Below are 22436 nucleotides of genomic sequence, written 5' to 3' on the forward strand. Positions count from 1 at the left end.
CAGCTCAGACTCCGGCTCCGGCTCGGCGGAGGGGGCGCCCACCTCGGGGACGCCCCCTCCGCACAAGCACCCGCACCACCCCGGCCCGGGCCCCGCGAGGCCCGTCACTCACGTGGCCCCCGTCAATGCGCCCCCGGCCCTCCCGGCGGTGAGGATGCGGGCATGGGTATACGCATGCTCCACCGCCGGACGGCCCTGGCACGGACCACGGCACAGGCGGACGCCGTCGCGCCCCCGTCCATGCCGCCCTCGCGGATCCCGGCCATCGCGGCCGACGCAAGCACCGCCCGCATCCACACCGACCTGAGGACAGCCGCGCGCAGGACCGCGGCAGCCCTCGGACACCGGCTCACCACCAGGGCCTCCAGAGCGGCCCGGCCACTGGCCTGGCGCCAGTGGGCCGACCTCGGCCGCGGCTACCTCGCGCTGCTTCTCACCCTGCTCCCGAGGCCACGCCCGCCCCGCACGATCACCGTCTTCGTCGCGCCCCTCACCGAGCGACCGGACGGCTCGGCTCGGCACGCTCCCCGCCGGGAACGGCGGCAACCCGGACCGGGCGCCACACCCTGACGCCGGCGGCGTACACCAGCAGCCCCAGCACCAGCCCGGCGCCCGCCCCGAAGCACACCGTCGGCACCACCTCCCAGGGCTTGGCCGAGCCCCCGCCGCGGTACTCCCACCAGCCCGCCACACGCTGCGCCGCCCCGGCCACGGCGCAGCCACCGATCACGGCCCCGGCCCACCACCGGTCCCGTACCGACAACGGCGGCACCCCCACCGGCTCGCCCGAGGGCGCCCGCCGTACCGCATACGCCAGGAACACCGCGATCACGACCGCGGCCACCGCCGAGCCGCCGTACTGCAGGTACCAGTACAGCGGTGTGCCCGCCAGTTCCCGGCCCAGGACCGGGAACAGCCGCATGCCCCACCGGTCGAGATGCGTGAACGCGTCCCACACGACGTGGGTCAGCGCGCCGAGCGCCGCGGAGACGTACCACCACGCCACCGAAGCGGGCCGCACGCGCGCGCGTGGCGCCCCGCAGCGCAGCAGCGCCGCCACCCGCCCCTGCCGGGCCCGCGGCGCCAGCGCCACCAGTGGTTCCCGCACCAGCAGCCACAGCCCCACCAGCGCCCAGGCGATGAGCACGTCGACGGTGAAGACACCGGCGAACGAGTGCGTGACGTCCCCGAACTCCATCGCACCCGACAGGACACTGGCCGCGTAATAGGTCATGTCGGGAGAGAAGGAGCCCGCGACGAGCACCGCGGGCACGAGCCGCCCCCGGCCTGATCCGTCCCCGCGCACCGCGGGCAGGACCGCGGCCGCATGGCTGAGAGTGAACGGCAACGGGTCCCCCTGGAGCGGTTGTCGGCCGGCCCGAGACCGGTGATCACATCCGTCAAGTATGGGTGATGGCAACCCACGACAAGGGCACATGGACAGTGGGTGAAATCCGGACACCATCGGGTGCCTCCGCAAAGGAAGTTGTCGTAGGGTCACCTGGGTTGCGCTACCGGGGAGCAGGCGCGAAAGCGCCACCGCATCGCAGCGCACGCATCGAATGGCGCAACGGGGCAACCAGAGCACCGGGTCAACCGTCACAACAGGGCGAGCAGACAGACAGAGACGGGCGCTCGGGCGTCCACGGGAGGGGTTCACGCCATGACGGCGCATTTCGGCAGGCGGCTGTACAAGGGGGCGGCGACGACCGCCGTGGCCGCGGCAGCGGTCGCGGCCCTCTCCGCGTCCCAGGCTCCGGGTGTCACGTCCGACGACCACGGCAGACAGTCCGCCGCCGGCGCCACCAGCCCGGCGCCCGAGGCGGAGGCCGACGGCAGTGCCAACGCCACCGGCAACTCGCCGTACTACACGGACCTTCCGCCGCTCAACAGCCCGAACCCCAGCCCCTCGTCGACCATAGGCACCCCCGTCTCCCAGGGGGAGGCCGAGTCGGGCATCCCCGCGACCGTCCTCGACGCCTACAAGAAGGCCGCGGCGGAGCTGCGGAGCTCGAAGCCGGGCTGCAACCTGCCCTGGCAACTCCTCGCCGCCATCGGCAAGGTCGAGTCGGGCCAGGCCCGCGGCGGCCGTGTCGACGCGAACGGCACCACCCTCGGCCGGATCCTCGGCCCGGAGCTCGACGGCAACGGCTTCGCGCTCATCAAGGACACCGACAACGGCCAGTACGACGGCAACAGCGAGTACGACCAGGCCGTCGGCCCCATGCAGTTCATCCCGTCGACCTGGGCCTGGGCGGGCCGCGACGGCAACGACGACGGCGTCAAGGACCCCAACAACGTCTACGACGCGGCACTCGCGGCCGGCCACTACCTGTGCCGCAACGGCTGGGACCTGTCCGCCCAGGCGGACATGAACCGCGCGATCCTCAGCTACAACAACTCGCAGGACTACCTCAACACGGTTCTGTCGTGGTTCGAGTACTACCGCAAGGGCACCCACTCCGTCCCCGACGGCACCGGAACCGTGCCCTCGGGCCGCAGCGACGACCGCACCGGGAAGAACGCGAAGCCGGGCAAGGAGAGGACGCCGACCCCCGGCAAGCCGCGCGACACGAACCCGAGCCCCGACCCGTCCAAGCCGCCGCAGACGCCGCAGACCCCCACCGACACGGTGGACCACCTGGAGGACGCGGGCACCGCCAAGCTCACCGCGATGGCCGGGCACGCGTTCACCAAGAAGATCAGCACGCGCGCGGAGACCAAGGCGGGCAAGGCCGTCGGCAAGGTCAGGATCCGGTTCACCATCGTCGGGGACACGGACACCACCTTCACCGGCGGCGAGAGCGTCGCCATGGTCATCACCGACAGCAAGGGCGTGGCCGTCGCGCCCGCGCTCCAGGCGGGCGAGAAGACCGGCGACTTCACCGTCCGTGCCACCATCGTGGGCCGCTCGGTCGCCGCCCCCGACTACAAGGCCACGGTCACCCCGCATGCCGCCGACACCCTCGCCCGGACCAACGACACCGCGCTGACCTGCACCCCGGGCGGCGAGTTCGCCGACCAGGTCGAGGTGAAGGCCACGTACAAGGGCGCCGTCGCGGACAAGGTCGCGGCCACCGCGACCCTCGTCAAGTCGGCGGACGACGCGACCGAGAACGACAAGGGCCCCTACTTCAAGGACGCCGACGGTAAGGCCGTGCGCACCCTCACGGACCTCAAGACGGACGCGAACGGCCTGATCAAGCTGCCGAAGCTGTACGCGGACGACGCCACCGGCACCTTCCTGCTCCGCATCACCACCACCGGTGGCGCCACGCTGACCGTCGAACTGACGGTCGCCGCGGCCGACCCGTCGCCCAGCCCGTCGCCCAGCACCTCCGCGAGCCCGTCCGCCAGTCCTTCGGCGTAAGGCCCGGCCGGCTCCACAGGGCGTCCCTCCGCTCCGGCGGAGGGGCGCCCTCGTCCGTGTGCGCAACGTGTTCTCATCTCGCCCGCCCGTTGCTACGGTGCCGGACCTGACGACCTATCAGGAACCGTCCGTCGGGAGGACCCGCATGCGCGCCCTGATCGCCGCCGCGACCGGTCTCGCCCTCGCGCTCGCCCTGGTCCTCGCGATCACCGCCATGGGGGCGCCCACGGGAAAGACATCCCCGAAGCCACTGCTCACGACGGTGCCCGCACACCCGTAACCACCCGTCCGGGAGGGAGGCCGAGATGCGCCGCACGACCAGTCTGATCCTGCTCGCCCTCGCCGTGTTCTTCACGGCGCTGTCCCCGCTGCTGCGCTGGTACGCCTTCCCGCGCCTGGCCAAGATCCCCGCGAACCAGTACCAGGACATGGTCCTGGAGGCGAAGGACGCCACGCTCCTCGACTACGGCACGATGCGGGCGAAGCAGGTCCCCGAGGTCACCATCGTGCAGACCCTCAAGGGCAACGTGGACGCCTCCGACCGCATCGAGAAGACGGCGGGGAAGGACGTGGTCGTCTGGGACGGCCTGTCCTATGTCCAGGGCCCCGACGGCAAGATGGTCTCCCGCATCCCCGAGCGCTACATCTTCGACGCCCACTCCCAGGAACCCGTCCACGCCACCGGCGAGACGGTCGACGGCGACCCGGTCAAACGGGAGGGCATCGAGTTCAAGTGGCCCTTCCTCACCGAGAAACGGGACTACGAGTACTTCGACGCGCAGACCCGCACCACCAACCCCATCCACTACAAGGGCACCCGGACCTTCCGCGGCGTGCACGTCTACTACTTCGAGCAGACCATTCCCTGGACCAAGGTGCCCTTCCCGAAGACCATGCCCGTGCAGGGCATCACCCCCGAGTCGGTCGCCAGGACCGGGACGACCCGCTGGTACACCACGGTCCGCAAGTTCTGGGTCGAGCCCGTGACCGGCGCCCCCGTCTACGGCGAGGAGATCCACAAGGAGGAACTGCGCGGCGGCACCCTGCTCGGCGGCCGCGACCGGGTGACGGCGTTCGCCGGTCACGTGAAGATGCGCGAGGACTACATCGAGCACACCGTGGCCCTGGTCAAGCACAACCGCACCGTCGTCCTGCTGCTCACGTCCTATCTGCCCTGGGGCTTCCTGGCCCTCGGCCTGGTGCTCCTGTCGCTCTCCCTGTACCTGGAGGCGCGCGGCCGCCGGCCGGCGGACCCGGCCCCGGCACAGGCCGCGGAACCCGAGCCGGTCAGCGCCTGAGCGGGTCAGCGCCCGAGCCGGGCGTTGGTGTGCCGGGTGGGCTCGGCGGTGGCCGGGTCCTCCGGCCACGGATGCTTCGGGTACCGGCCGCGCAGCTCGGCCCGTACGCCCTTGTAGCCGTCCCTCCAGAAGGAGGCGAGGTCGGCGGTGACGGCGGCGGGCCGCCCCGCGGGGGAGAGGAGATGCACGAGCAGCGGCACTCCGGCCACCCGCGGCGACTCGTGCAGCCCGAACAACTCCTGCAGTTTGACTGCGAGGACGGGCTGCTCGGGGTTCGCGTAGTCGATCCGGATTCTGGACCCACTGGGTACGACGATCCGCTCGGGGGCGAGTTCGTCGAGCCGGGCGGCGTCCCCGCCGGCCCACGGCAACAGCCGTCCGAGCGCCTCCCCGGCATCGATCCGCGCGAGGTCGGCCCGCCGCCGGGCCCGTCCCAGCTCGGGTTCCAGCCATTCGTCCACGCGCGCGTGGAGGGCACCGTCCGACACGTCCGGCCAGGGCTCGCCGACCCGCAGCCGCAGAAAGGCCAGCCGCTGTCGCAGTACCTCCGCCTCCGCCGACCACCGCAGCAGCCCGAACCCCTCCTGCCGCAGCCCTTCGAGAAGCGCGTCGCGTACGAGGGCCGGGTCGGCGTCCTTCAGCGGTCGCACCGCCAGCTCGACCGCCCCCAGCCGCTGCACCCGCCGCGCGACCACGTCCCCCTCCGTCCAGCGCACCTCGTTCCGCTCCTCGTACAGGGCCCGCGCCGCGAACCGCGCGAGTTCCTCGTCGACCACCGCCCCGAGCCGCACGCGCGCGTGCCCCTTGCCGAGCGGGCGGTCGGCCGCGGCGACAGCGATCCAGGGCACCTGGCGCAGCGGCGACCCGTCGGCGAGTTCGGCTCGCGTCCCGGAGAGCATCAGGTACGACCCGCCGTCGAGCCTGGCGATCCGCTCGGGAAAGGCGAGCGCGGCGACGAGCCCGGCGATCTGCTGATCGCCCGTTCCTGTGCCGGCCCGGGTGTCCACCGACTGGGGCAGACCGGTGGGCGGGTGGGAAGCCCCCTCCGAGACGACCGCCCGCAGCCGCCGAACCTCAGCGGCCCACCGCTTGGCGTAGGCGTCACCACCGCGCCGCGCGACACGCAAGGCCGACGCCAGGTCGTCCCCGTATTCCCTGGGCGCCTCTTCACTCAGCAGCGCGACGACCTCGGCACCCCCGCCGGAGGTGTCCAGCAACGCCCTCCCCAGCCGGGGGTGCAACCCCAGCCGCGCGAGCCGAACCCCCCGCTCCGTGGCCCGCCCGGCGGAGTCCACCGCCCCCACGGCCGTCAGCGCGGAGCGCGCCGCCGCCATGGCCCCGCCCGGCGGCGGGTCCAGCAGCGCCAGCCCGGAGGCGTCCGGATCCCCCCAGCAGGCGGCCTGAAGCGCGAACGCCGTCAGGTCGGCCACCTTGATCTCCGGCAACGGATAACGGGGCAGACGGGCGTCCTCGGCCTCCGCCCAGCACCGGTACACCGCACCCGGCGCCTCACGCCCGGCCCGCCCCGCGCGCTGCCGCCCCGCCGCCTGCGAGGCCCGTACCGTCGTCAGCGCGCTCAGCCCGCGCGCGTGATCGACACGTGGTTCCCGCGCCAGCCCGGAGTCCACCACCACCCGCACCCCGGGCACCGTCAGCGAGGACTCCGCCACCGACGTGGCCAGCACCACCCGGCGCCGCTCACCGGGCGCCAGCACGGCGTCCTGCACCGCCGCCGGCGCCCGCCCGTGCACCTGGAGCACCTCGACGTCGCCCAGGTCCCCCAGCTGCCCGGCCACCCGCGCGATCTCGCCCACGCCGGGCAGAAAACACAGCACGTCCCCCGGCCGCTCGGCCAGCGCCCGCCGCACCACCGACGCCACGTGGGACAGCAGCGCGGGGTCGACGCGCATCCCGTGCGGCGGCCGTACCGGGCGCACCGGCGGCGCCCACACCACCTCCACGGGATGCGACACGCCCGCGGCCTCGACCACCGGCGCCCCGCCCAGCAGCCGCGCCCAGCCCTGCGCGTCGGTGGTCGCCGACGCGGCCACCAGCCGCAGCTCCGGCCGCAGGGTCTCCCGCACGTCCCACAGGAACGCCGCCACCGTGTCCGCGTCCAGATGCCGTTCGTGGCACTCGTCGAGCACGACCACGTCGACGCCCGTCAGCTCCTGGTCCCGCTGGAGGCGCTGGAGCAGCACACCGGTCGTGACGACCTCCACGCGCGCGTGGCGCCCCACGACCCGTTCCCCGCGCACGGTGTAGCCGACGCTCTCCCCGACCTTCTCGCCCAGCAGCCACGCCATCCGCCGCGCGGCCGCCCGCGCAACGATCCGCCGCGGCTCGGCCACGACCACCCGCCGGGCCGGCCCCGCGCCCAGCAGCCCCGCCAGCGCCGGCGGCACCAGCGTCGTCTTGCCGGTGCCGGGCGGCGCGACCAGGACGGCGGTGCCGTGTCCCGCCAGGGCGTCGTCCAGGGCGGGCAGGGCACCACGTACGGGCAGAGCGTCCAGGGCGTCGTAACGGATCACGCCCCTAGTGTCGTACGGCCCCCGCAACCGCCCTCACGCGCGTGTGCCCGGCGGAATCTCAGTCCCGCTCGCACACGAAGATCGCCGTCCCGGGAATGAGGGCGCCCCGCAGCGGGGACCAGCCGCCCCACTCCGCGGTGTTCCAGGCCGGCCACTCCGGCTCCACCAGGTCCACCAGACGAAAGCCCGTGGCCACGATGTCCCGGACACGGTCGCCGATCGTCCTGTGGTGCTCTACGTAGACCGCCCGGCCCTCGTCGTCCTGTTCGACGTACGGCGTGCGGTCGAAATACGAGGCCGCCACCGACAGCCCCTCGGGCCCCGGCTCGTCCGGGAAGGCCCAGCGGACGGGATGGGTCACCGAGAACACGAAGCGGCCACCCGGGCGGAGTATCCGGTGCACCTCGCGCAGCACCAGCCGCGGGTCCGCCACGAACGGCAGCGCCCCGTAGGCCGAACACGCCAGGTCGAAGGAGGCGTCCGCGAAGGGGAGCGCACCGGCGTCGGCGCACACCAGAGGAAACGATCCGCCGATGCGCAGTGCGTGCTGGAGCTGCCGGTGGGAGAGATCAAGGGCCACCGGCCGGGCCCCCTGGTCGGCCAGCCAGCGCGAGCACTGCGCCGCGCCCGCGCCGATCTCCAGGACGTCCTTGCCCTTCAGCTCCTCCGGCGCGCCGAGCAGCTCGGCCTCCACCTCGTCGAGGCCCTCGGGGCCCCACACGAAACGGTCGTCGCCGAGGAACGTGCCGTGTTCGACCTGGTACTCGTCCGCGTTCCGGTCCCACCAGCCCCGATTGGCCCTGGAGCTCTCGGTGGTATCGGCGTCGCGCCGGGTGGCCTCGGGTTCGAACGCTTCGGGCTCTTGGATGATCGGCTCCCTCGTCGTACTCTTCCGTCCAACCCTCAGGGCCGTGTCACGGAGGAGGTTCCCTCAGGCCTGCGTGGCCTGCTGGGACGTTTCTTGTGCCGGTTATGCGGCGATCCGCCCCGGGTGTGCGCCTTCGCGCATTGACCCTGTCCGGCTGCCCCCGTATGCTACAAGTTGCGCTGCGGGCCTGCGCACCTCAGACGTAGCAGGCTGCGCTCGCATCTGTTGTATGTCCCCTCGGTTGTCGAGGCGCCATCACCAGTCTCTGGTGGGGCGCTTCCTTGGCTGTCCGGCTTCTTCAGAGCGATACGGGCTCCCGGCGTAGCAGTACCTACGACTTCAATGTCCGTACCGGAGCCCTTTCCCACATGACGAGCAGCACCGAGACCACCGCCACCACCCCGCAGGTAGCGGTCAACGACATCGGTAACGAGGAAGCCTTCCTCGCCGCGATCGACGAGACGATCAAGTACTTCAACGACGGCGACATCGTCGACGGCGTCATCGTGAAGGTCGACCGGGACGAGGTCCTGCTCGACATCGGTTACAAGACCGAAGGTGTCATCCCGAGCCGCGAGCTCTCGATCAAGCACGACGTCGACCCCAACGAGGTCGTTGCCGTCGGCGACGAGATCGAGGCCCTCGTTCTCCAGAAGGAGGACAAGGAAGGCCGCCTGATCCTCTCGAAGAAGCGTGCCCAGTACGAGCGCGCCTGGGGCACCATCGAGAAGATCAAGGAAGAGGACGGCATCGTCACCGGTACCGTCATCGAGGTCGTCAAGGGTGGTCTCATCCTCGACATCGGCCTCCGTGGCTTCCTCCCGGCCTCCCTCGTCGAGATGCGCCGCGTCCGCGACCTCCAGCCGTACGTCGGCAAGGAGCTCGAGGCCAAGATCATCGAGCTGGACAAGAACCGCAACAACGTGGTCCTGTCCCGCCGTGCCTGGCTGGAGCAGACCCAGTCCGAGGTCCGCCAGACGTTCCTCACGACCCTCCAGAAGGGTCAGGTCCGCTCCGGCGTCGTCTCCTCGATCGTCAACTTCGGTGCCTTCGTGGACCTGGGTGGCGTCGACGGTCTGGTCCACGTCTCCGAGCTGTCCTGGAAGCACATCGACCACCCGTCCGAGGTCGTCGAGGTCGGCCAGGAGGTCACCGTCGAGGTCCTCGACGTCGACATGGACCGCGAGCGCGTCTCCCTGTCGCTGAAGGCGACCCAGGAAGACCCGTGGCAGCAGTTCGCCCGCACCCACCAGATCGGCCAGGTCGTGCCCGGCAAGGTCACGAAGCTGGTTCCGTTCGGTGCGTTCGTCCGCGTCGACGAGGGCATCGAGGGTCTGGTCCACATCTCCGAGCTGGCCGAGCGCCACGTGGAGATCCCGGAGCAGGTCGTCCAGGTCAACGACGAGATCTTCGTCAAGGTCATCGACATCGACCTCGAGCGCCGTCGCATCAGCCTCTCGCTGAAGCAGGCCAACGAGGCCTTCGGTGCCGACCCGGCCACGGTCGAGTTCGACCCGACCCTGTACGGCATGGCCGCGTCCTACGACGACCAGGGCAACTACATCTACCCCGAGGGCTTCGACCCCGAGACCAACGACTGGCTCGAGGGCTACGAGACCCAGCGCGAGGCGTGGGAGCACCAGTACGCCGAGGCGCAGCAGCGCTTCGAGCAGCACCAGCAGCAGGTCATCAAGTCCCGCGAGGCCGACGCGGCTGCTGCCGCCGAGGGTGGCGAGGCCGCCGCTCCGGCCGCGACCGGCGGTTCGTACTCCTCCGAGGGCGCGGACACCTCTGGTGCCCTGGCCTCGGACGAGGCGCTTGCCGCGCTGCGCGAGAAGCTGGCCGGCGGCCAGAGCTGATCGCTGCCGCTGAGGCTTAGCCGTTGACTGCAGGGGCCGTACCTTTCGGGGTACGGCCCCTCAGTGCTGCCCGGGAGCGGGGAACCCGGCGTCCCCGTCCAGGAGTTCACGGCCACGCGCGTGACGGCCGCACGGCGCCTCGTGCCGTGGTGGACCAGTGCATGAAATCGCGGTGAGAGATGCCTGATCAGGGACGTGGGCGGGAATGCCCACGTTCCGGGCCGCGTTGTCGACTACTGACACGAGGAGGAGCGGTCACAGTGCTTGATCCGCAGGGTTTGTACGCATGGGAGCCGAAGGGGCTTGCCGTCGTCGACATGGCGCTCGCCCAGGAGTCGGCCGGACTTGTCATGCTCTACCACTTCGACGGATACATCGACGCGGGTGAGACCGGCGACCAGATCGTCGAGCGGCTCCTCGACGCTCAGCCCCACCAGGTCGTCGCCCGCTTCGACCACGACCGACTCGTGGACTACCGGGCCCGCCGCCCGCTGCTCACCTTCAAGCGGGACCGCTGGACCGAGTACGAGGAGCCCACCATCGAGGTACGGCTCGTCCAGGACACGACGGGAGCGCCCTTCCTGGTGCTCTCCGGCCCCGAGCCGGACGTGGAGTGGGAGCGCTTCGCCGCCGCCGTACGGCAGATCGTGGAGCGCCTCGGCGTACGGCTCTCCGTGAACTTCCACGGCATCCCGATGGGCGTCCCGCACACCCGCCCGGTCGGCCTCACCCCGCACGGCAACCGCACCGACCTCGTCCCGGGCCACCGCAGCCCCTTCGACGAGGCGCAGGTGCCCGGCAGCGCCGAGGCGCTGGTCGAGTACCGCCTCATGGAGTCCGGGCACGACGTTCTGGGCGTCGCCGCGCACGTCCCGCACTACATCGCCCGCTCCGCCTACCCGGACGCGGCGCTGACCGTCCTGGAGGCCATCACGGCCGCGACCGGCCTGGTCCTGCCCGGCATCGCGCACTCCCTGCGCACGGAGGCGCACCGCACGCAGACGGAGATCGACCGGCAGATCCAGGAGGGCGACGAGGAGCTCACCTCCCTCGTCCAGGGCCTTGAGCACCAGTACGACGCCGCCGCGGGCGCCGAGAGCCGCGGCAACATGCTCGCCGAGTCGGCGGACATCCCGTCGGCGGACGAGATCGGACGGGAATTCGAGAAGTTCCTGGCGGAGCGGGAGGGCGACAACTAGGCGGTGCGGCCGATGGGCGCCCTGTCAGCGGCAGGGCCTAAGCTTCCGCTCATGCTGAAAGTTGGCCTCACCGGTGGGATCGGCGCCGGCAAGAGTGAGGTGTCGCGGCTGCTCGTCGCGCACGGTGCCGTACTGATCGACGCGGACCGCATCGCACGCGAGGTCGTCGCGCCCGGAACCCCGGGCCTTGCGGCGGTCGTCGAGGCCTTCGGCAAGGAGGTGCTCGCCGCGGACGGCAGCCTGGACCGGCCCCGGCTGGGCTCCATCGTCTTCGCCGACCCGGAGAAGCTGGCCGTCCTCAACTCGATCGTGCATCCCCTGGTGGGCGTCCGCTCCCGCGAGCTGGAGAGCGCGGCGGCCGACGACGCGGTGGTGGTCCACGACGTCCCGCTCCTCGCGGAGAACGGCCTCGCGCCGCTGTACGACCTCGTGGTCGTCGTCGACGCGAGCCCCGAGACCCAGCTCGACCGGCTCGTCCGGCTGCGGGGCATGACCGATGAGGACGCACGCGCGCGCATGGCGGCGCAGGCGACGCGCGAGAAGCGCCTGGAGATCGCGGACGTCGTCATCGACAACGACGTACCGCTCGAAGCCCTGGAGCGGCGCGTGGACGAGGTGTGGAGCGAGCTGGTCCGCCGTGCGCGGGAATAGCGGCCCTCCGGCCGGGCGTTGAACGCCTCCAGCAAGGGAAGGACTTTGTCGTGCCCGAGACCAGCGGTTCGACCGGACGTACGCCGGAGACGCATGTCATCGACTTCCGTGCCGCCGAGCAACTGCTCAACGCACGGGACCCGAGGGGCGCGGTGAAGCTGCTCGACGGCGTCATCGCCGCCCATCCCGAGAACACGGCCGCGCGGCTGCTGCGTGCCCGCGCCTTCTTCGCCGCCGCCCAACTGCGGCCGGCCGAGCTGGAGTTCACCATCGTCCTGGAGCGCGAGCCGGACAACGCGTTCGCGCACTTCGCCCTCGCCCGCACCTATGAGCGGCTGGGACGCCCGGACCAGGCCAAGCGTCACTTCCGGCTGGCGGCCGCGCTGGACCCCAACCCGGAGTATCTGAAGGCCGCGCGGTTCGATTCCTGACGCCGCCGCCGGTCCGACGCCGGCCGCGGTGCCGTGCCGCCACGCGTGCGCCCGTCACGGCTGCCGGTGCTGCGGAGGCCGACGGAACGGCGGACGACTGTCCACCGGATCGTACGGCGGGACATCACGGCCCGGCTGGTAGTGCGGGCCCTGCCGCATGTGCTTGAGGATCACGGCCATGTCGACGGTGGCCACCACCCAGAGCACCCCGCAGGCGGCGGCCCAGCCGGGGCGCCCGACGAGCACGAAGACCACCGTGCCGAAGATCGCCCAGCCCAGCCCCCACACGCTCAGCCACAACCGCGCCCGCAGAGAACTGCGCGCGGTCGCCGGCTCACTGCCCGTACGCATCGGGATCACCATTCCTCCTTGCAACGTACTCTTCGAGGGGACGTTCACCAAAGGGGGAATCGCACCGTGCTGCCGGACGCCGACGACCTGCCCGAACTGCTCCTCGACCTCTGCGTCCCCCATGAGGACATCAACGAATTGGTCGGACTGCGCCGCACGGTGACCGGCGACCCGGGCGCTTTGCGGCTCCTGGAGGAGTGCGTCGAGGAGCTGGTCCGGGACCTGGGGGAGCCGGGTGGGGCACCGGGGCTGGACGAGCGGCTCGCGGCGGCTCCGGCCGGGCTGGGCCCGTACTTCGTGGTGTACATCTTCCTCGCCGGGCTTGCCCACACGCGCGCGTACCACCGCGAGCGCGGCATCCCGGCCGACGTCTGCCGGCGCACCCTCGCCGACCTGGGGCGGCACATGACGATTCACCGCAGACGGTCCGGCGCGGGCGGGCTGCACCCTCGGCAGGCGCGCTGGCTGGCCCACCACTTCCGCGGTGAGCTGTACCAGCTGGGCCGACTGCAGTTCGAGCGCGCACGGCTCGGCGAGCGTACGGCGCGGGTGATCTCGGCCGCCGGACCGGACGTGGCCCCCGGCGTGCCCTGTCTGAACCTGCACATCCCCGACTTCCACGGTCCGCTGACACCGGCCGCATGCGACCGGTCGGTGGCGCTGGCCCGGGACTTCTTCGCCCGGTACTTTCCCGAGGAAAGGCCTCGGGTCGCGGTCTGCCACTCCTGGCTGCTCGATCCGCAGCCGAAGCGGTATCTCGCCGAGGACTCCAACATCGTCCGTTTCCAGGAGCGGTTCCGGGCGGGCCGGGAGGACACGGGGCCGGCCGACGGAGATCCCGTCCAGTTCGTGTTCGGGGATCCGGACCTGCCGGTGCGGGACCTGCCGCGCCGGACGTCCGTGGAGCGGGCCGTGGGGGACCATCTGCGGGCGGGCGGCCACTGGTACATCGGGCACGGATGGTTCCCGCTGCCATGAGGAACACTCGAACGAGTGAACTACCGGCGGGCGGGAACGGGCCTGCGGAGGCGGGCCGTTGTTCGGGCATGACGGTTGAAATGCGTGAGGGGTACGAGGGAACGGGACCCGGTGCGATCACACCGGACGGCTGCGCGGTGGAGCTCTACTCACGCCTGCCGGTGCGGGACGAGCCGGACATCATCGCCGCGGCCGTGCCGCCCGGTGCGCGCATCCTGGAGCTGGGCAGCGGAGTGGGACGGATGACCCACCCCCTGCTGGAGCGCGGCTTCACGGTCACCGCGGTGGACGAGTCCGCCGAGATGCTGGAGCGCGTCCACGGGGCGCGCACGATATGCAGTCCCATCGAGAACCTCGACCTGGGCGAGACGTTCGACGCGGTGATGCTCGCGTCGTTCCTGGTGCACGCCGGGGACGTCGAGGTGCGACAAGGAATGCTGCGCACCTGCGCCCGGCACCTGGCGGCGGGAGGCTGTGTCCTCATCCAGCGGGAGGGCGAGGACTACCACACCAACCTCCCGCGGGAGCGGGTCGACCCCAGCGGCTTCACCGTGCGGATGCTGTCGTCAGAGCCGGTCGGGGACGGGGTGAACTCGGTGCGCGCGGAGTATGTGTTCCCGGACGCGGTCTGGACGCAGACGTTCCGGGCCCGGCCGCTGACCAAGGAGGAGTTCGAGGAGGCGCTGGCGGAGGCGGGGCTGGAGGTGGACGAGTATCTGACACCGGACGGGGTGTGGGTGCGGGCGGTGCGGACGGCATAGGGGCGTCGGAGCGCGGGACAGCGGGCGCATTTCCCGCGGACGGCGATGAGTTCTGGGACAGGGGTCGGTCTACCTCTGTGACAGCAACCGGGACCGCTTCCCCAGGAGACACCCATGACCGGGATCATCGCTTCCGTCACTTCCGCCCCGACCGCCCTCGGCCACCGCGCCCGGATCGCCCTGCGCACGGTGCAGGTGCTGCTCGCCCTGTTCTACGCCATCGCGAGCGCACTGCCCAAGCTCATCGCGCACCCCTCGGCCGTCGAGTCCTTCGACAGGATCGGCTGGGGCAGCACGGGCATGTACACCATCGGCGCACTCGAACTGGCCGGGGCGGTCGCTCTGTTGATCCCGGTCCTGCAGTCGGTGGCGGCCATCGCGCTGAGCGCGCTCATGGTGGGCGCGTTCATCGTCCAGCTCACGGTGTTCGACGGTCAGTACGCGGCGACCCCGGTCATCCTGATGGTGCCCCTGACCCTCATCGCCTGGGCGCGACGAGGGCACAACGCGGAGCTGCTGCGGCTGGTCCGACGACGGGCATGATCCGCGCACGCGGGCGGCGACGTCCGGCGGGCCTCGGGGGCTCGGGCGGGCGTCACCGCTGTGCCAGGGCGTGCGGGCGGGATCACCGCTCCTTGGGACGGCCCCCGGGATTTGGCCGTCCCCTGGGATTTGGCCGTCCCCCGGAAGTTGGCCGTCCCCCGGGACTGCCGAAGCCGCCGGCGCCACCCGCTCCCCGAAGCCGTTCCAGCTCGCGGCGGTCGCGCTTGGTGGGGCGGCCGGTGCCGCGGTCGCGGATGCCGATGGGGGCCGTGGCCTCGCGGGGCGGGGGCGGCGGGGAGTTGTCGATGTAGCACTGGGCTGCCACGGGGGCGCCGACCCGCTTGCGGATCAGGCGCTTGACGACGACGACCCGCTCCCGGCCCTCGTGCCGCAGGCGCACCTCGTCCCCGATGCGCACGGAATAGGCGGGCTTGACGCGCTCGCCGTTCACATGGACGTGTCCGCCACGGCAGGCGGTCGCTCCCTGGGAGCGGGTCTTGACCAGACGCACGGCCCAGATCCAGCTGTCGATGCGGACGCTCCCGCCGTTGGCCGGCCCGGCGGCCTCGGCGGCGGCAATCGCGGCGGCGATCTTCGGGTCGACGGCAGTCGCGTCGGCGGCACCGGAGTTTCCGGTGGCGTCGGCGGTACTGGTAGCGGCTTCGTCCGGGGTGTGGGCAGCGTCGGTCGCCCCGGGGGTCCCGGCCACCGCGTCGGTCCGGGTTCCACCGTCGGCCCGCGGGCGAGTGTTGCCGCCGTCGCCGCCGTCGCCGCCCGTCTTCGGCACAGCCGAGCCGCGTCGCTCGGTCACCCGTACCCGGCGTGTGTCGGGCGTGCGGCCTGCCGACCGCGTCCCGGTCCCGCCGGTCTCGCGGCCATTGCTCTCGTCCGCATCCTGCAAAGCCATGTCCTCGACCTTAGCTCCAGGAGCGTCGTGAGCCGGACGCGTTTTTCGAGCGGAGGCATACGGTTGTGGCATGGACATCCGCGGCTTGCCCGACCTCGACCGGCGCCTTGCCGACTGCCGGGCGTGCCCGCGGCTGGTCGCCTGGCGGGAGGAGGTGGCGCGGACCAAGCGCGCCGCCTTCGCCGACTGGACCTACTGGGGCCGCCCGGTGCCCGGCTTCGGCCCGCCCGGTGCGCGGCTGCTGATCATCGGGCTCGCCCCGGCGGCACACGGCGGCAACCGCACCGGCCGCATGTTCACCGGCGACCGCTCCGGGGATGTGCTGTACCGGGCGTTGTACGACGTCGGACTGGCCTCGCAGCCCACGTCCGTCAGTGCCGACGACGGACTGGAGCTGTACGGCGTACGTGTCACCGCGCCCGTGCACTGCGCTCCGCCCGCCAACAAGCCAACCCCCCAGGAGCGCGACACCTGCCGGCACTGGCTGGTGCGGGAGCTGGACCTGCTGCGGTCGACGCTCAGGGCCGTCGTCGTGCTCGGCGCCTTCGGCTGGCAGGCCGCGCTGCCCGCGTTCGCCGAGGCGGGCTGGACCGTGCCCCGCCCGCGGCCCGCCTTCGCCCACGGCACCCGCGTGAGGCTCGACGGGCAGGACGGGCAGGACGGGCAGGACGGGCCGGACGGGCTGGATCTCTTCGGCTGCTTCCACGTCAGCCAGCGCAACACCTTCACCGGCCGGCTCACACCAGAGATGCTGCGGGAGGTGTTGCGCACGGCGGCGGACGCGGCGGGGCTCGGTGACCCGGTGGCCCGGAAGGCCGGGTGAGCCCGTGCGTTTGTGCGTTCGCCGATGAGGCTGTTCCCTGGGCTCCTCAGACGATGCGGGCCGCCGCGATCGGTCGCTTGTCGGGGGTGTACGACGTGCCGCTGTTGACGCTCCACCGGTAGCGGGAGAACTCGCCGGAGGCGTTGTCGGCGTAGACCATCATGTGGCCCATGCCGACGCCCTGGAGGTTGGTCACGTCGTCGACCATCCGGGTGTCGGGGTAGGGGGCGTAGCTGGCCTTGCCGTACACCCCGTGCGGATCCGATGTGCAGTCGAGGATCTCGACGGCGTACTGCGTCTCGTTGTTGACGGTCGAGTTGCCGGTGTAGACGCCCTTGACCTCGCGGACCATCACGATGTGCCCGGTGTTGACGGTCGCGGGGTCGGTGCCGGGCTCCGGCTTGTAGTCGATCGCGATCAGGTCGCCCGGCCGCAGGTCGGTGACCTTGCGGATGCGCTGGAAGCGGGGGCCCGCCGTGCCGTTGGTGAACGCCGAGCAGTAGTCGGCGGCCTCCGGGACCTTCTCCTGGAAGTACTGCAGGTAGTAGGCGTCGCTCGCCCAGCCGTAGGTGTGCTTGAGGACGGCGGTCATGAACGACGAGCAGCGGGCGCGGGCCACCCAGCTCGTGAGGTCGTCGGAGCGGCCCCAGGCGACGGTCGCGGGGGAGCCGATCAGGTAGACGTTGTTCTCCCGGGCCGTACGGCCGCTGACCAGGGCGATCTCAGCGGCGGTGAGCGCGCGGGAGTACGCCCGTACGTCGTCCACCGCGCCCTTGAACCGGTTCGCATAGGCGCCGTCCCAGCGGGCCCGCCCGATGTTGAAGCCCTGCGTCGCGGCCCACGCGAGCGTGGTGTCGGCGCTGCCCTCCAGCGTGCCGTTCACATACAGATGGATGCGCGTGCCGTCCCAGACGCCGGTCAGATGCGTCCAGTCCCCGGTCTTGGTGACCGGGGTGGTGGAGACGGCGGACACCTTGGTGCTCTGGTCCTCGCTGCGCACCTTGAACGCCCATGTCCCGGCCGTGTTGTCGTACTGGAGCAGGAAGCGGCTGGCGGAGCCGCCGTCCTGGCTGACGGCGGTGTACATGCTGGTCAGATCGGCCGGACCGGCGGGGTCGTCGGACAGGCGTACCCACGCCGAGACCGTGAACGGGGCCGTGGTGTCGAGGACGGAGCCGGTGGCCGCGTACGCACCGGAGGTGCCGTCCAGGCTCAGCTCGCCGCCGGACCGCAGTGTCGTCCAGGTCGCGCCCGGGCCGAGCGTGACGGGGTGTTCCCGTCCGCTGCGGTCGCCCGCGGAACCGTCCAGCGGCCAGTGCCCGGCGAGGCCCTCCGAGAGATACCCGGCCGCCAGTAGCCGCTGGTACTGGACCATCCGCTCGGCCTCTGCCAGATGCGGCGTCGCGACGGGGGTGAACGGGGTGTCCAACGGCGCGTCGGCCGCGGCCGTGCCCGCACCGGCCACCACTCCCGTCATCGCACCGGCACCCACCATCGCCGCTCCGCCCAACAGCCCGCGTCTGCTGATCATCGTCTCCCCCATCGTCTCTCCTCAGGGCCGCCACACATACCGGACATCCGGCTCCCGCTCCTCGTTGTCGCTGCCGTCCGTGAACTCGGCGGCGACGAAGCCGTGCCGTTCGTAGAAGCGATGGGCGGGCTTGTTGACCTGGAAGGTCCACAGCGTGAGGCCCCGCGGACGGCGCTCCTTGGCGACGGCCATGAACCGGTCGCCGAGGCCGCGCCCGCGCCAGCCCGGGTCGAGATACAGCTGGGACAGCAGGCCCTCGTCGAGCACCATCACGCCCACCATCGCGCCGCCCGCCTCGGCCACCCAGGTCTCCCGCGACGGCACGACCACGTCCCGGAAGTAGGCGCGGACCTCGTCGTCGGTGCGCGGCCGTCCGACCGTCGGCAGCGCGGCCGCGAAGGAGCGCAGCCAGACATCGGCGGCGGCGAGGGCGTCGGACTCGGCCGCCCGGCGCAGAAGGACCGTGGGTTCGCCGCTCATGAGCGCGCCTCCTCGGGGATGACGGCAGTGGCCGTGATCTCCACCAGCTGCCCGGTGTACCCGAGGCAGGCCACGCCGAGCAGGGTCGACGAGTGCGGCCCGCCGCTCAGCCCCGACGCCTCGACCACCTCCCACACCTCGGAGAGCACCGAGGGGTCACTGCTCACCACGTACACATCGGTCGTCACGACATGCGCCAAGTCGCTGCCCACGGCCTTCAGTTGCTCACCCAGATTCGCGATCACCTGCTCGGCCTGCCGCACGGGATCCCCCACACCGACCAACTCCCCCCGCGCATCGAGGGGCACGGCCCCGGCGAGGAACGCGAGCTTCGTACCGGCCTCGACTATGGACGCATGCGAGTAGGTGGGCGGCGGAAACAGACCGGATGCGGTGACGCGCCGGATCATGCGGGCTCCTGGCGTGGACGAAGGACAACCTACCGATCATCCGCAGCCCGGCTGGTGACCGCATCCGAATTTTCGATCTCCGCCTACCCGTTGAGCAGTGGATCGAGGAAGCGGCCGAGGAGTCGACCGTATCGGGGACCTCGGTCGCCGTGGGATCATCTCGCCACGTTCGGCACACGCCTATGGGGGAGGCACGTGGTGCGTGTTCGGTACGACCAGCGGGCACTGGCACTCGTCGAGGTGCGCGGGGGGCGACGGGACTGGGAGACGGCCGAGAACGAGTTCGCCCAGCGCGGTTGGCCGGTCGTCACCTCCTTCGCACGCGGTGAGGACATATCGGCGGGAGTGCTCACCGGGGACCCGGACACGCGGCTGTACTGCGTGGAAGTGCGCCTGTTCGGCGCGCGCAACAGCAGAACCGAGCGGGCAGCGGCCTGGCGGGTGGAGCGGCTGGCGAAGGCCGCCCGGATCGAGATGTACGTCAGGCGCTGTGACCTGCTGGACCCGGACCGGGAACAGTTCACCGAGTGGCGGGTCCATTCCGTGGCGCACCGTCTGCCCCTGCGCCCGCCGCCGGGACCCCGGCACCGCATCGCGGAACTGCGTCGGCGCTGGGCCGTCCGCCAGGCGCGTTTCACCGAACGTCGGGGCCGATACGACACCGGAACCTTCGTGAGCGGCACGGCCTCGGAGGCCAGGCGGCTGGCCCGGATGGGCATGCCGACGGGAGCCGCCCCCCGGAGCGATGTCGATGTACGTCCGGCGCACGGGCCGGGCCACGACCGTATCGTCCGCAGACGTGAACGGGCCGCGGACCGTTGGGTGAATCAGCAGCTGGCCTGGCTGCTGGCGATGGCCCTTTGCGTGGCGTACGCGCGCCTCGCCACCGCTGATGGCGCGTGGTTCTGGGGAACGCTGGCAGTCGGCTGCTTCGCCGCCAGTGTGCGCGCGGCAGTCCGGGTCCACCTTTCCGGCGGGCGGATGCGGGAAGCCCTGCGCCTCCTCACCATGGCGGCTCTGCTTCTGGCGGCGGTTTTCGGCTGGCTCCCTCCTGGGGCCGATCCTCTGACACCGCTCCAGGTGCTTGCCTCCGTCGTCCTGCTGGCCACGGCGGTCGGTGTCTGGCTGCTGGTGCGTCAGTGGAGCTGGGGGGAATGGCTGGCCTGGGCGGCTCCGCTGGTGTTCGCGGCGCTCGTGTCCTTCGTCGTGGCCTCCGGTTCCGTCCTGCACGCCCTGTACGCGAACGCGTTGGGACTCGACCCGGAGGACTTCCACGTGCCGGGGATCTGGCAGGTGGCGGCGGCGGGCAAACTGCTGAGTTTCCTGAGTCTGGCCCTGGTGGTGCCGGCCGGCTGGGGCATCGCGAAGCATGTGCACGCGACCTTCCTCCGCCCGGCCGAGTATCTGAACCCTCCGCTGTATGCCGTGGTACAGCTCCTCGTCGCCGGAATTGTCGCGGCTCTGGCCGTCGGCTCCTCATATCAGGCCGCCGACGCGGTGAAGGCGGCTGCCAAGGCGCACCGGGCGGCACCGCCCTACTTCGGTGTACGGCCCGAATGGATCTGCGTGCAGCCGACGGTGGCCAGGAAACAGCTGAACGTGCAGGGAGCGGAGCTCCGTCCAGGACGCCCCTACCTGTCGTTCGGGGTCTCCGGGGACGACGTCGTGCTGTGGGACGCGGACGCCGCCGAGCCGTTCAAGGTGCCCACCGCGCAACTGCGCCTGCTTCCCACGAAGAATCCGCGCAAGCCGTGCGACTTCCCGGCCCGGCGGTGGGAGCGGTCGTAGACCGCGTTCCGCGTGCTCAGTTGGAGAGGCGGTCGCTGCCGGGCTTCGAGCCGACGCGTCTTCGCCGTCGAGATCCGGGTCGGGAACGGTGCACAAATGGCGTCGGCTCTGCGATTCGGGGGTGATGTGCGGGTTCTGCGCAGGATCGCGTACACGGAGGTACAAGGCGATAGCCATGTCCACACGGAGCGCGAGAAGGTGCGGGAGCTTGAACGCCCGTACGGGACTCTTCGCGCGCAGGCGCTCACTCCGGCAGAATCGCTCGCGTTGATCGAGAAGTTGTTGGGAGAGAGATGAGCGGGGACGAGCTGACTTGGTTCAAGAGCAGTCACAGCGCTGGTAACGGCGGAGAGTGCGTCGAGGTCGCTGTCCGTCCCGGCAGGGTTCACGTCCGTGACTCCAAGGACACGAGTCATCCTGCTCTGAGCGTGGAGCCTGCTGCGTGGACCGCATTCGTGGAGTTCGTGGAGCTGTGAAAGCGGCGGGGCCATCGGCAGGCATGTGCTTGTCGAGGGCCCCGCGTGTGTCTCAGCGAGGCCGGCGGCCGTTGGCGTCGAACCAGGTCGCCGATGCCTTGCCCCCGGCCGTCGAATAATCCTTCGAAGTCGGGCAGTTGCCGCTGCTACCGTCACCGACGTGGCGAAACTCAATCAGATCATCGCAGTGGAGAAGGGCATCAAGTCCAAGGCGCACCAGGACCTGACGTCCGCGCACCACGGCCTGCAGAAGCCCGCGTTGCTGGCCGGTATCTCGCGGACCTACCAGCCCAAGGACGAGGAGGGCGAGCAGTTGCCGCCCGAGTCCACTCGGGTGCAGGTGAAGGCCGAGGACGTGCTGCGCGAGACCGCGGCGACGCTGACGCGGCTCTTCGATGTAACCGCCACCAAGGACTGGGCCAACTGCACGGCACGGGCGGATGTGAAGGTGGACGGGCGGGTGCTCGTCGCCGACGTGCCCGTGGCCTATCTGCTGTTCCTGGAGAAGCAGCTCGTCGATCTCAACACCTTCGTGCGGAAGCTGCCCGTCCTCGACGCCTCAGAGTCCTGGGCGCAGGATCCGTCCACCGACGCGTGGAAGACGGAGCCCGTGCGGACGCTGCGCACCAAGAAGGTGCCCAGGAACCACGTCAAGGCCGAGGCCACCGAGAAGCACCCGGCTCAGGTCGAGGTGTACTACGAGGACATTCCCGTCGGGTACTGGACCACCGTGAAGTTCTCCGGCGCCCTTCCCGCCCGGCGCGTCAACGAACTCCTCGACCGCGTCGAGAAGTTGCAGCAGGCCGTGAAGTTCGCCCGGGAAGAGGCGAACGGCACCGACGTCGTCGACCAGCGGGTGGGTGACGCCGTGTTCGGCTACCTGTTCGGGTAGCCTTCAAGAATCCCCGGTCCCTTGAGACCGGGGTGCGCGAGGAGCGCAAGCTGAAGCTGAAGCTTGTCGTGACGAAGCGGTTCCAGTGGAGGTTCGAGTCCTCCCCGCGGCATTCATCCCGTGCCGCGGTAGCCCAAATGGCAGAGGCAGACCGCGATCAATCTCAGACTCTCGCTCCAGACTCAGCATTCGCCGCCGATCGCCGGATCGACCGGGCCCGGGCCCCAGCACGTCGAAATGCAGGTTCAAGTCCTGCCCGCGCAGCTCGATGCGCGGTGGTCCAAAGGCA

24 protein-coding genes are annotated in these 22436 nt (G+C 71.2%); 16 read left to right on the forward strand and 8 right to left on the reverse strand.

Going from position 1 to position 22436, the window contains the following annotated elements:
- Positions 1-162: 162 nt before the first annotated feature.
- Positions 163-570, forward strand: a complete 408-nt coding sequence (locus ACZ4EG_RS15635; RefSeq protein ID WP_453548170.1) for a hypothetical protein — start codon at positions 163-165, stop codon at positions 568-570.
- Here the strand turns inward: ACZ4EG_RS15635 and ACZ4EG_RS15640 are convergent.
- Positions 491-1348 (reverse strand): DUF4184 family protein, encoded by an 858-nt coding sequence (locus ACZ4EG_RS15640; RefSeq protein WP_467790989.1) that lies wholly within the window; start codon positions 1346-1348, stop codon positions 491-493. The two genes, ACZ4EG_RS15635 and ACZ4EG_RS15640, sit on opposite strands and share 80 nt — an antisense overlap.
- Before the next feature lie 315 nt (positions 1349-1663).
- Between ACZ4EG_RS15640 and ACZ4EG_RS15645 the strand changes: the two genes are divergently transcribed.
- From ACZ4EG_RS15645 to pgfA, 3 genes are all read left to right on the forward strand, one after another.
- On the forward strand, positions 1664-3370 hold the full coding sequence (locus ACZ4EG_RS15645) for a lytic transglycosylase domain-containing protein (RefSeq protein ID WP_467790990.1): 1707 nt from the start codon (positions 1664-1666) through the stop codon (positions 3368-3370).
- A 145-nt stretch (positions 3371-3515) separates the two neighbouring features.
- Positions 3516-3650 carry an SPW_0924 family protein gene (locus ACZ4EG_RS15650; protein WP_345010136.1) on the forward strand — a complete coding sequence of 45 codons (135 nt, stop codon included), beginning with the start codon at positions 3516-3518 and terminating at the stop codon, positions 3648-3650.
- Positions 3651-3675: 25 nt separating this feature from the next.
- Entirely contained in the window at positions 3676-4668 is a 993-nt protein-coding gene (gene pgfA, locus ACZ4EG_RS15655) for a cell envelope lipid trafficking protein PgfA (RefSeq protein ID WP_467790991.1), read from the forward strand.
- A gap of 5 nt (positions 4669-4673) precedes the next feature.
- On the opposite strand, the gene hrpB is transcribed toward pgfA, so the two are convergent.
- Positions 4674-7199, reverse strand: a complete 2526-nt coding sequence (gene hrpB / locus ACZ4EG_RS15660; protein WP_467790992.1) for an ATP-dependent helicase HrpB — start codon at positions 7197-7199, stop codon at positions 4674-4676.
- Between the two features lie 58 nt (positions 7200-7257).
- Positions 7258-8067, reverse strand: a complete 810-nt coding sequence (locus ACZ4EG_RS15665; protein ID WP_467791121.1) for a class I SAM-dependent methyltransferase — start codon at positions 8065-8067, stop codon at positions 7258-7260.
- 368 nt (positions 8068-8435) lie between these two features.
- On the opposite strand from ACZ4EG_RS15665, the gene rpsA reads away from it, so the two are divergent.
- The 4 genes from rpsA to ACZ4EG_RS15685 all read left to right on the forward strand — a co-directional run bounded on the left by rpsA (position 8436) and on the right by ACZ4EG_RS15685 (position 12207).
- A complete protein-coding gene (rpsA, locus tag ACZ4EG_RS15670) occupies positions 8436-9926 on the forward strand; it encodes a 30S ribosomal protein S1 (protein WP_066992403.1) in 1491 nt (496 codons plus the stop codon).
- A 260-nt stretch (positions 9927-10186) separates the two neighbouring features.
- Positions 10187-11125 (forward strand): PAC2 family protein, encoded by a 939-nt coding sequence (locus ACZ4EG_RS15675; protein WP_467790993.1) that lies wholly within the window; start codon positions 10187-10189, stop codon positions 11123-11125.
- A gap of 51 nt (positions 11126-11176) precedes the next feature.
- Entirely contained in the window at positions 11177-11776 is a 600-nt protein-coding gene (coaE, locus tag ACZ4EG_RS15680; RefSeq protein WP_467790994.1) for a dephospho-CoA kinase, read from the forward strand.
- Positions 11777-11826: 50 nt separating this feature from the next.
- Positions 11827-12207, forward strand: coding sequence for a tetratricopeptide repeat protein (locus ACZ4EG_RS15685; protein ID WP_316753559.1), 381 nt, complete (start codon positions 11827-11829; stop codon positions 12205-12207).
- Positions 12208-12261: 54 nt separating this feature from the next.
- Here ACZ4EG_RS15685 and ACZ4EG_RS15690 read toward each other — a convergent pair whose 3' ends face one another.
- On the reverse strand, positions 12262-12570 hold the full coding sequence (locus ACZ4EG_RS15690) for a DUF6343 family protein (protein WP_467790995.1): 309 nt from the start codon (positions 12568-12570) through the stop codon (positions 12262-12264).
- 54 nt (positions 12571-12624) lie between these two features.
- On the opposite strand from ACZ4EG_RS15690, the gene ACZ4EG_RS15695 reads away from it, so the two are divergent.
- The 3 genes from ACZ4EG_RS15695 to ACZ4EG_RS15705 all read left to right on the forward strand — a co-directional run bounded on the left by ACZ4EG_RS15695 (position 12625) and on the right by ACZ4EG_RS15705 (position 14840).
- A complete protein-coding gene (locus ACZ4EG_RS15695) occupies positions 12625-13536 on the forward strand; it encodes an acyltransferase domain-containing protein (RefSeq protein WP_467790996.1) in 912 nt (303 codons plus the stop codon).
- Positions 13537-13604: 68 nt separating this feature from the next.
- A complete protein-coding gene (locus ACZ4EG_RS15700; protein WP_467790997.1) occupies positions 13605-14297 on the forward strand; it encodes a class I SAM-dependent methyltransferase in 693 nt (230 codons plus the stop codon).
- Positions 14298-14411: 114 nt separating this feature from the next.
- Entirely contained in the window at positions 14412-14840 is a 429-nt protein-coding gene (locus ACZ4EG_RS15705) for a DoxX family protein (RefSeq protein WP_453548199.1), read from the forward strand.
- 82 nt (positions 14841-14922) lie between these two features.
- Here the strand turns inward: ACZ4EG_RS15705 and ACZ4EG_RS15710 are convergent, their stop codons facing one another.
- Positions 14923-15432 carry an RNA-binding S4 domain-containing protein gene (locus tag ACZ4EG_RS15710; RefSeq protein WP_467791122.1) on the reverse strand — a complete coding sequence of 170 codons (510 nt, stop codon included), beginning with the start codon at positions 15430-15432 and terminating at the stop codon, positions 14923-14925.
- A gap of 385 nt (positions 15433-15817) precedes the next feature.
- Between ACZ4EG_RS15710 and ACZ4EG_RS15715 the strand changes: the two genes are divergently transcribed.
- Positions 15818-16570 carry a uracil-DNA glycosylase gene (locus tag ACZ4EG_RS15715; RefSeq protein WP_467790998.1) on the forward strand — a complete coding sequence of 251 codons (753 nt, stop codon included), beginning with the start codon at positions 15818-15820 and terminating at the stop codon, positions 16568-16570.
- Between the two features lie 46 nt (positions 16571-16616).
- Here ACZ4EG_RS15715 and ACZ4EG_RS15720 read toward each other — a convergent pair whose 3' ends face one another.
- From ACZ4EG_RS15720 to ACZ4EG_RS15730, 3 genes are read right to left on the reverse strand one after another with little or no spacing between them, the layout of a single operon-like run.
- On the reverse strand, positions 16617-18113 hold the full coding sequence (locus tag ACZ4EG_RS15720) for a LamG domain-containing protein (RefSeq protein WP_467790999.1): 1497 nt from the start codon (positions 18111-18113) through the stop codon (positions 16617-16619).
- Between the two features lie 9 nt (positions 18114-18122).
- Positions 18123-18581, reverse strand: coding sequence for a GNAT family N-acetyltransferase (locus ACZ4EG_RS15725; protein WP_467791000.1), 459 nt, complete (start codon positions 18579-18581; stop codon positions 18123-18125).
- Positions 18578-18991, reverse strand: a complete 414-nt coding sequence (locus tag ACZ4EG_RS15730) for a RidA family protein (protein ID WP_453548208.1) — start codon at positions 18989-18991, stop codon at positions 18578-18580. The genes ACZ4EG_RS15725 and ACZ4EG_RS15730 overlap by 4 nt, the downstream gene beginning before the upstream one ends.
- Before the next feature lie 195 nt (positions 18992-19186).
- Here ACZ4EG_RS15730 and ACZ4EG_RS15735 point away from each other — a divergent pair, with 195 nt between their 5' ends.
- The 4 genes from ACZ4EG_RS15735 to ACZ4EG_RS15750 all read left to right on the forward strand — a co-directional run bounded on the left by ACZ4EG_RS15735 (position 19187) and on the right by ACZ4EG_RS15750 (position 22147).
- Positions 19187-20779 carry an NnrS multi-domain protein gene (locus ACZ4EG_RS15735; RefSeq protein ID WP_467791001.1) on the forward strand — a complete coding sequence of 531 codons (1593 nt, stop codon included), beginning with the start codon at positions 19187-19189 and terminating at the stop codon, positions 20777-20779.
- 12 nt (positions 20780-20791) lie between these two features.
- Positions 20792-21076 (forward strand): Scr1 family TA system antitoxin-like transcriptional regulator, encoded by a 285-nt coding sequence (locus ACZ4EG_RS15740; RefSeq protein ID WP_467791002.1) that lies wholly within the window; start codon positions 20792-20794, stop codon positions 21074-21076.
- The gene (locus ACZ4EG_RS15745; RefSeq protein WP_453548218.1) at positions 21073-21255 is read left to right on the forward strand and encodes a DUF397 domain-containing protein; all 183 of its coding nucleotides are present in this window, start codon (positions 21073-21075) and stop codon (positions 21253-21255) included. Before ACZ4EG_RS15740 ends, ACZ4EG_RS15745 begins: the two co-directional genes overlap by 4 nt.
- A gap of 160 nt (positions 21256-21415) precedes the next feature.
- Complete coding sequence (locus tag ACZ4EG_RS15750) at positions 21416-22147, forward strand: DUF7873 family protein (protein ID WP_263207540.1); 732 nt, start codon at positions 21416-21418, stop codon at positions 22145-22147.
- Positions 22148-22436 lie beyond the last annotated feature (289 nt).

This window comes from Streptomyces sp. NPDC025638 (assembly GCF_055558775.1).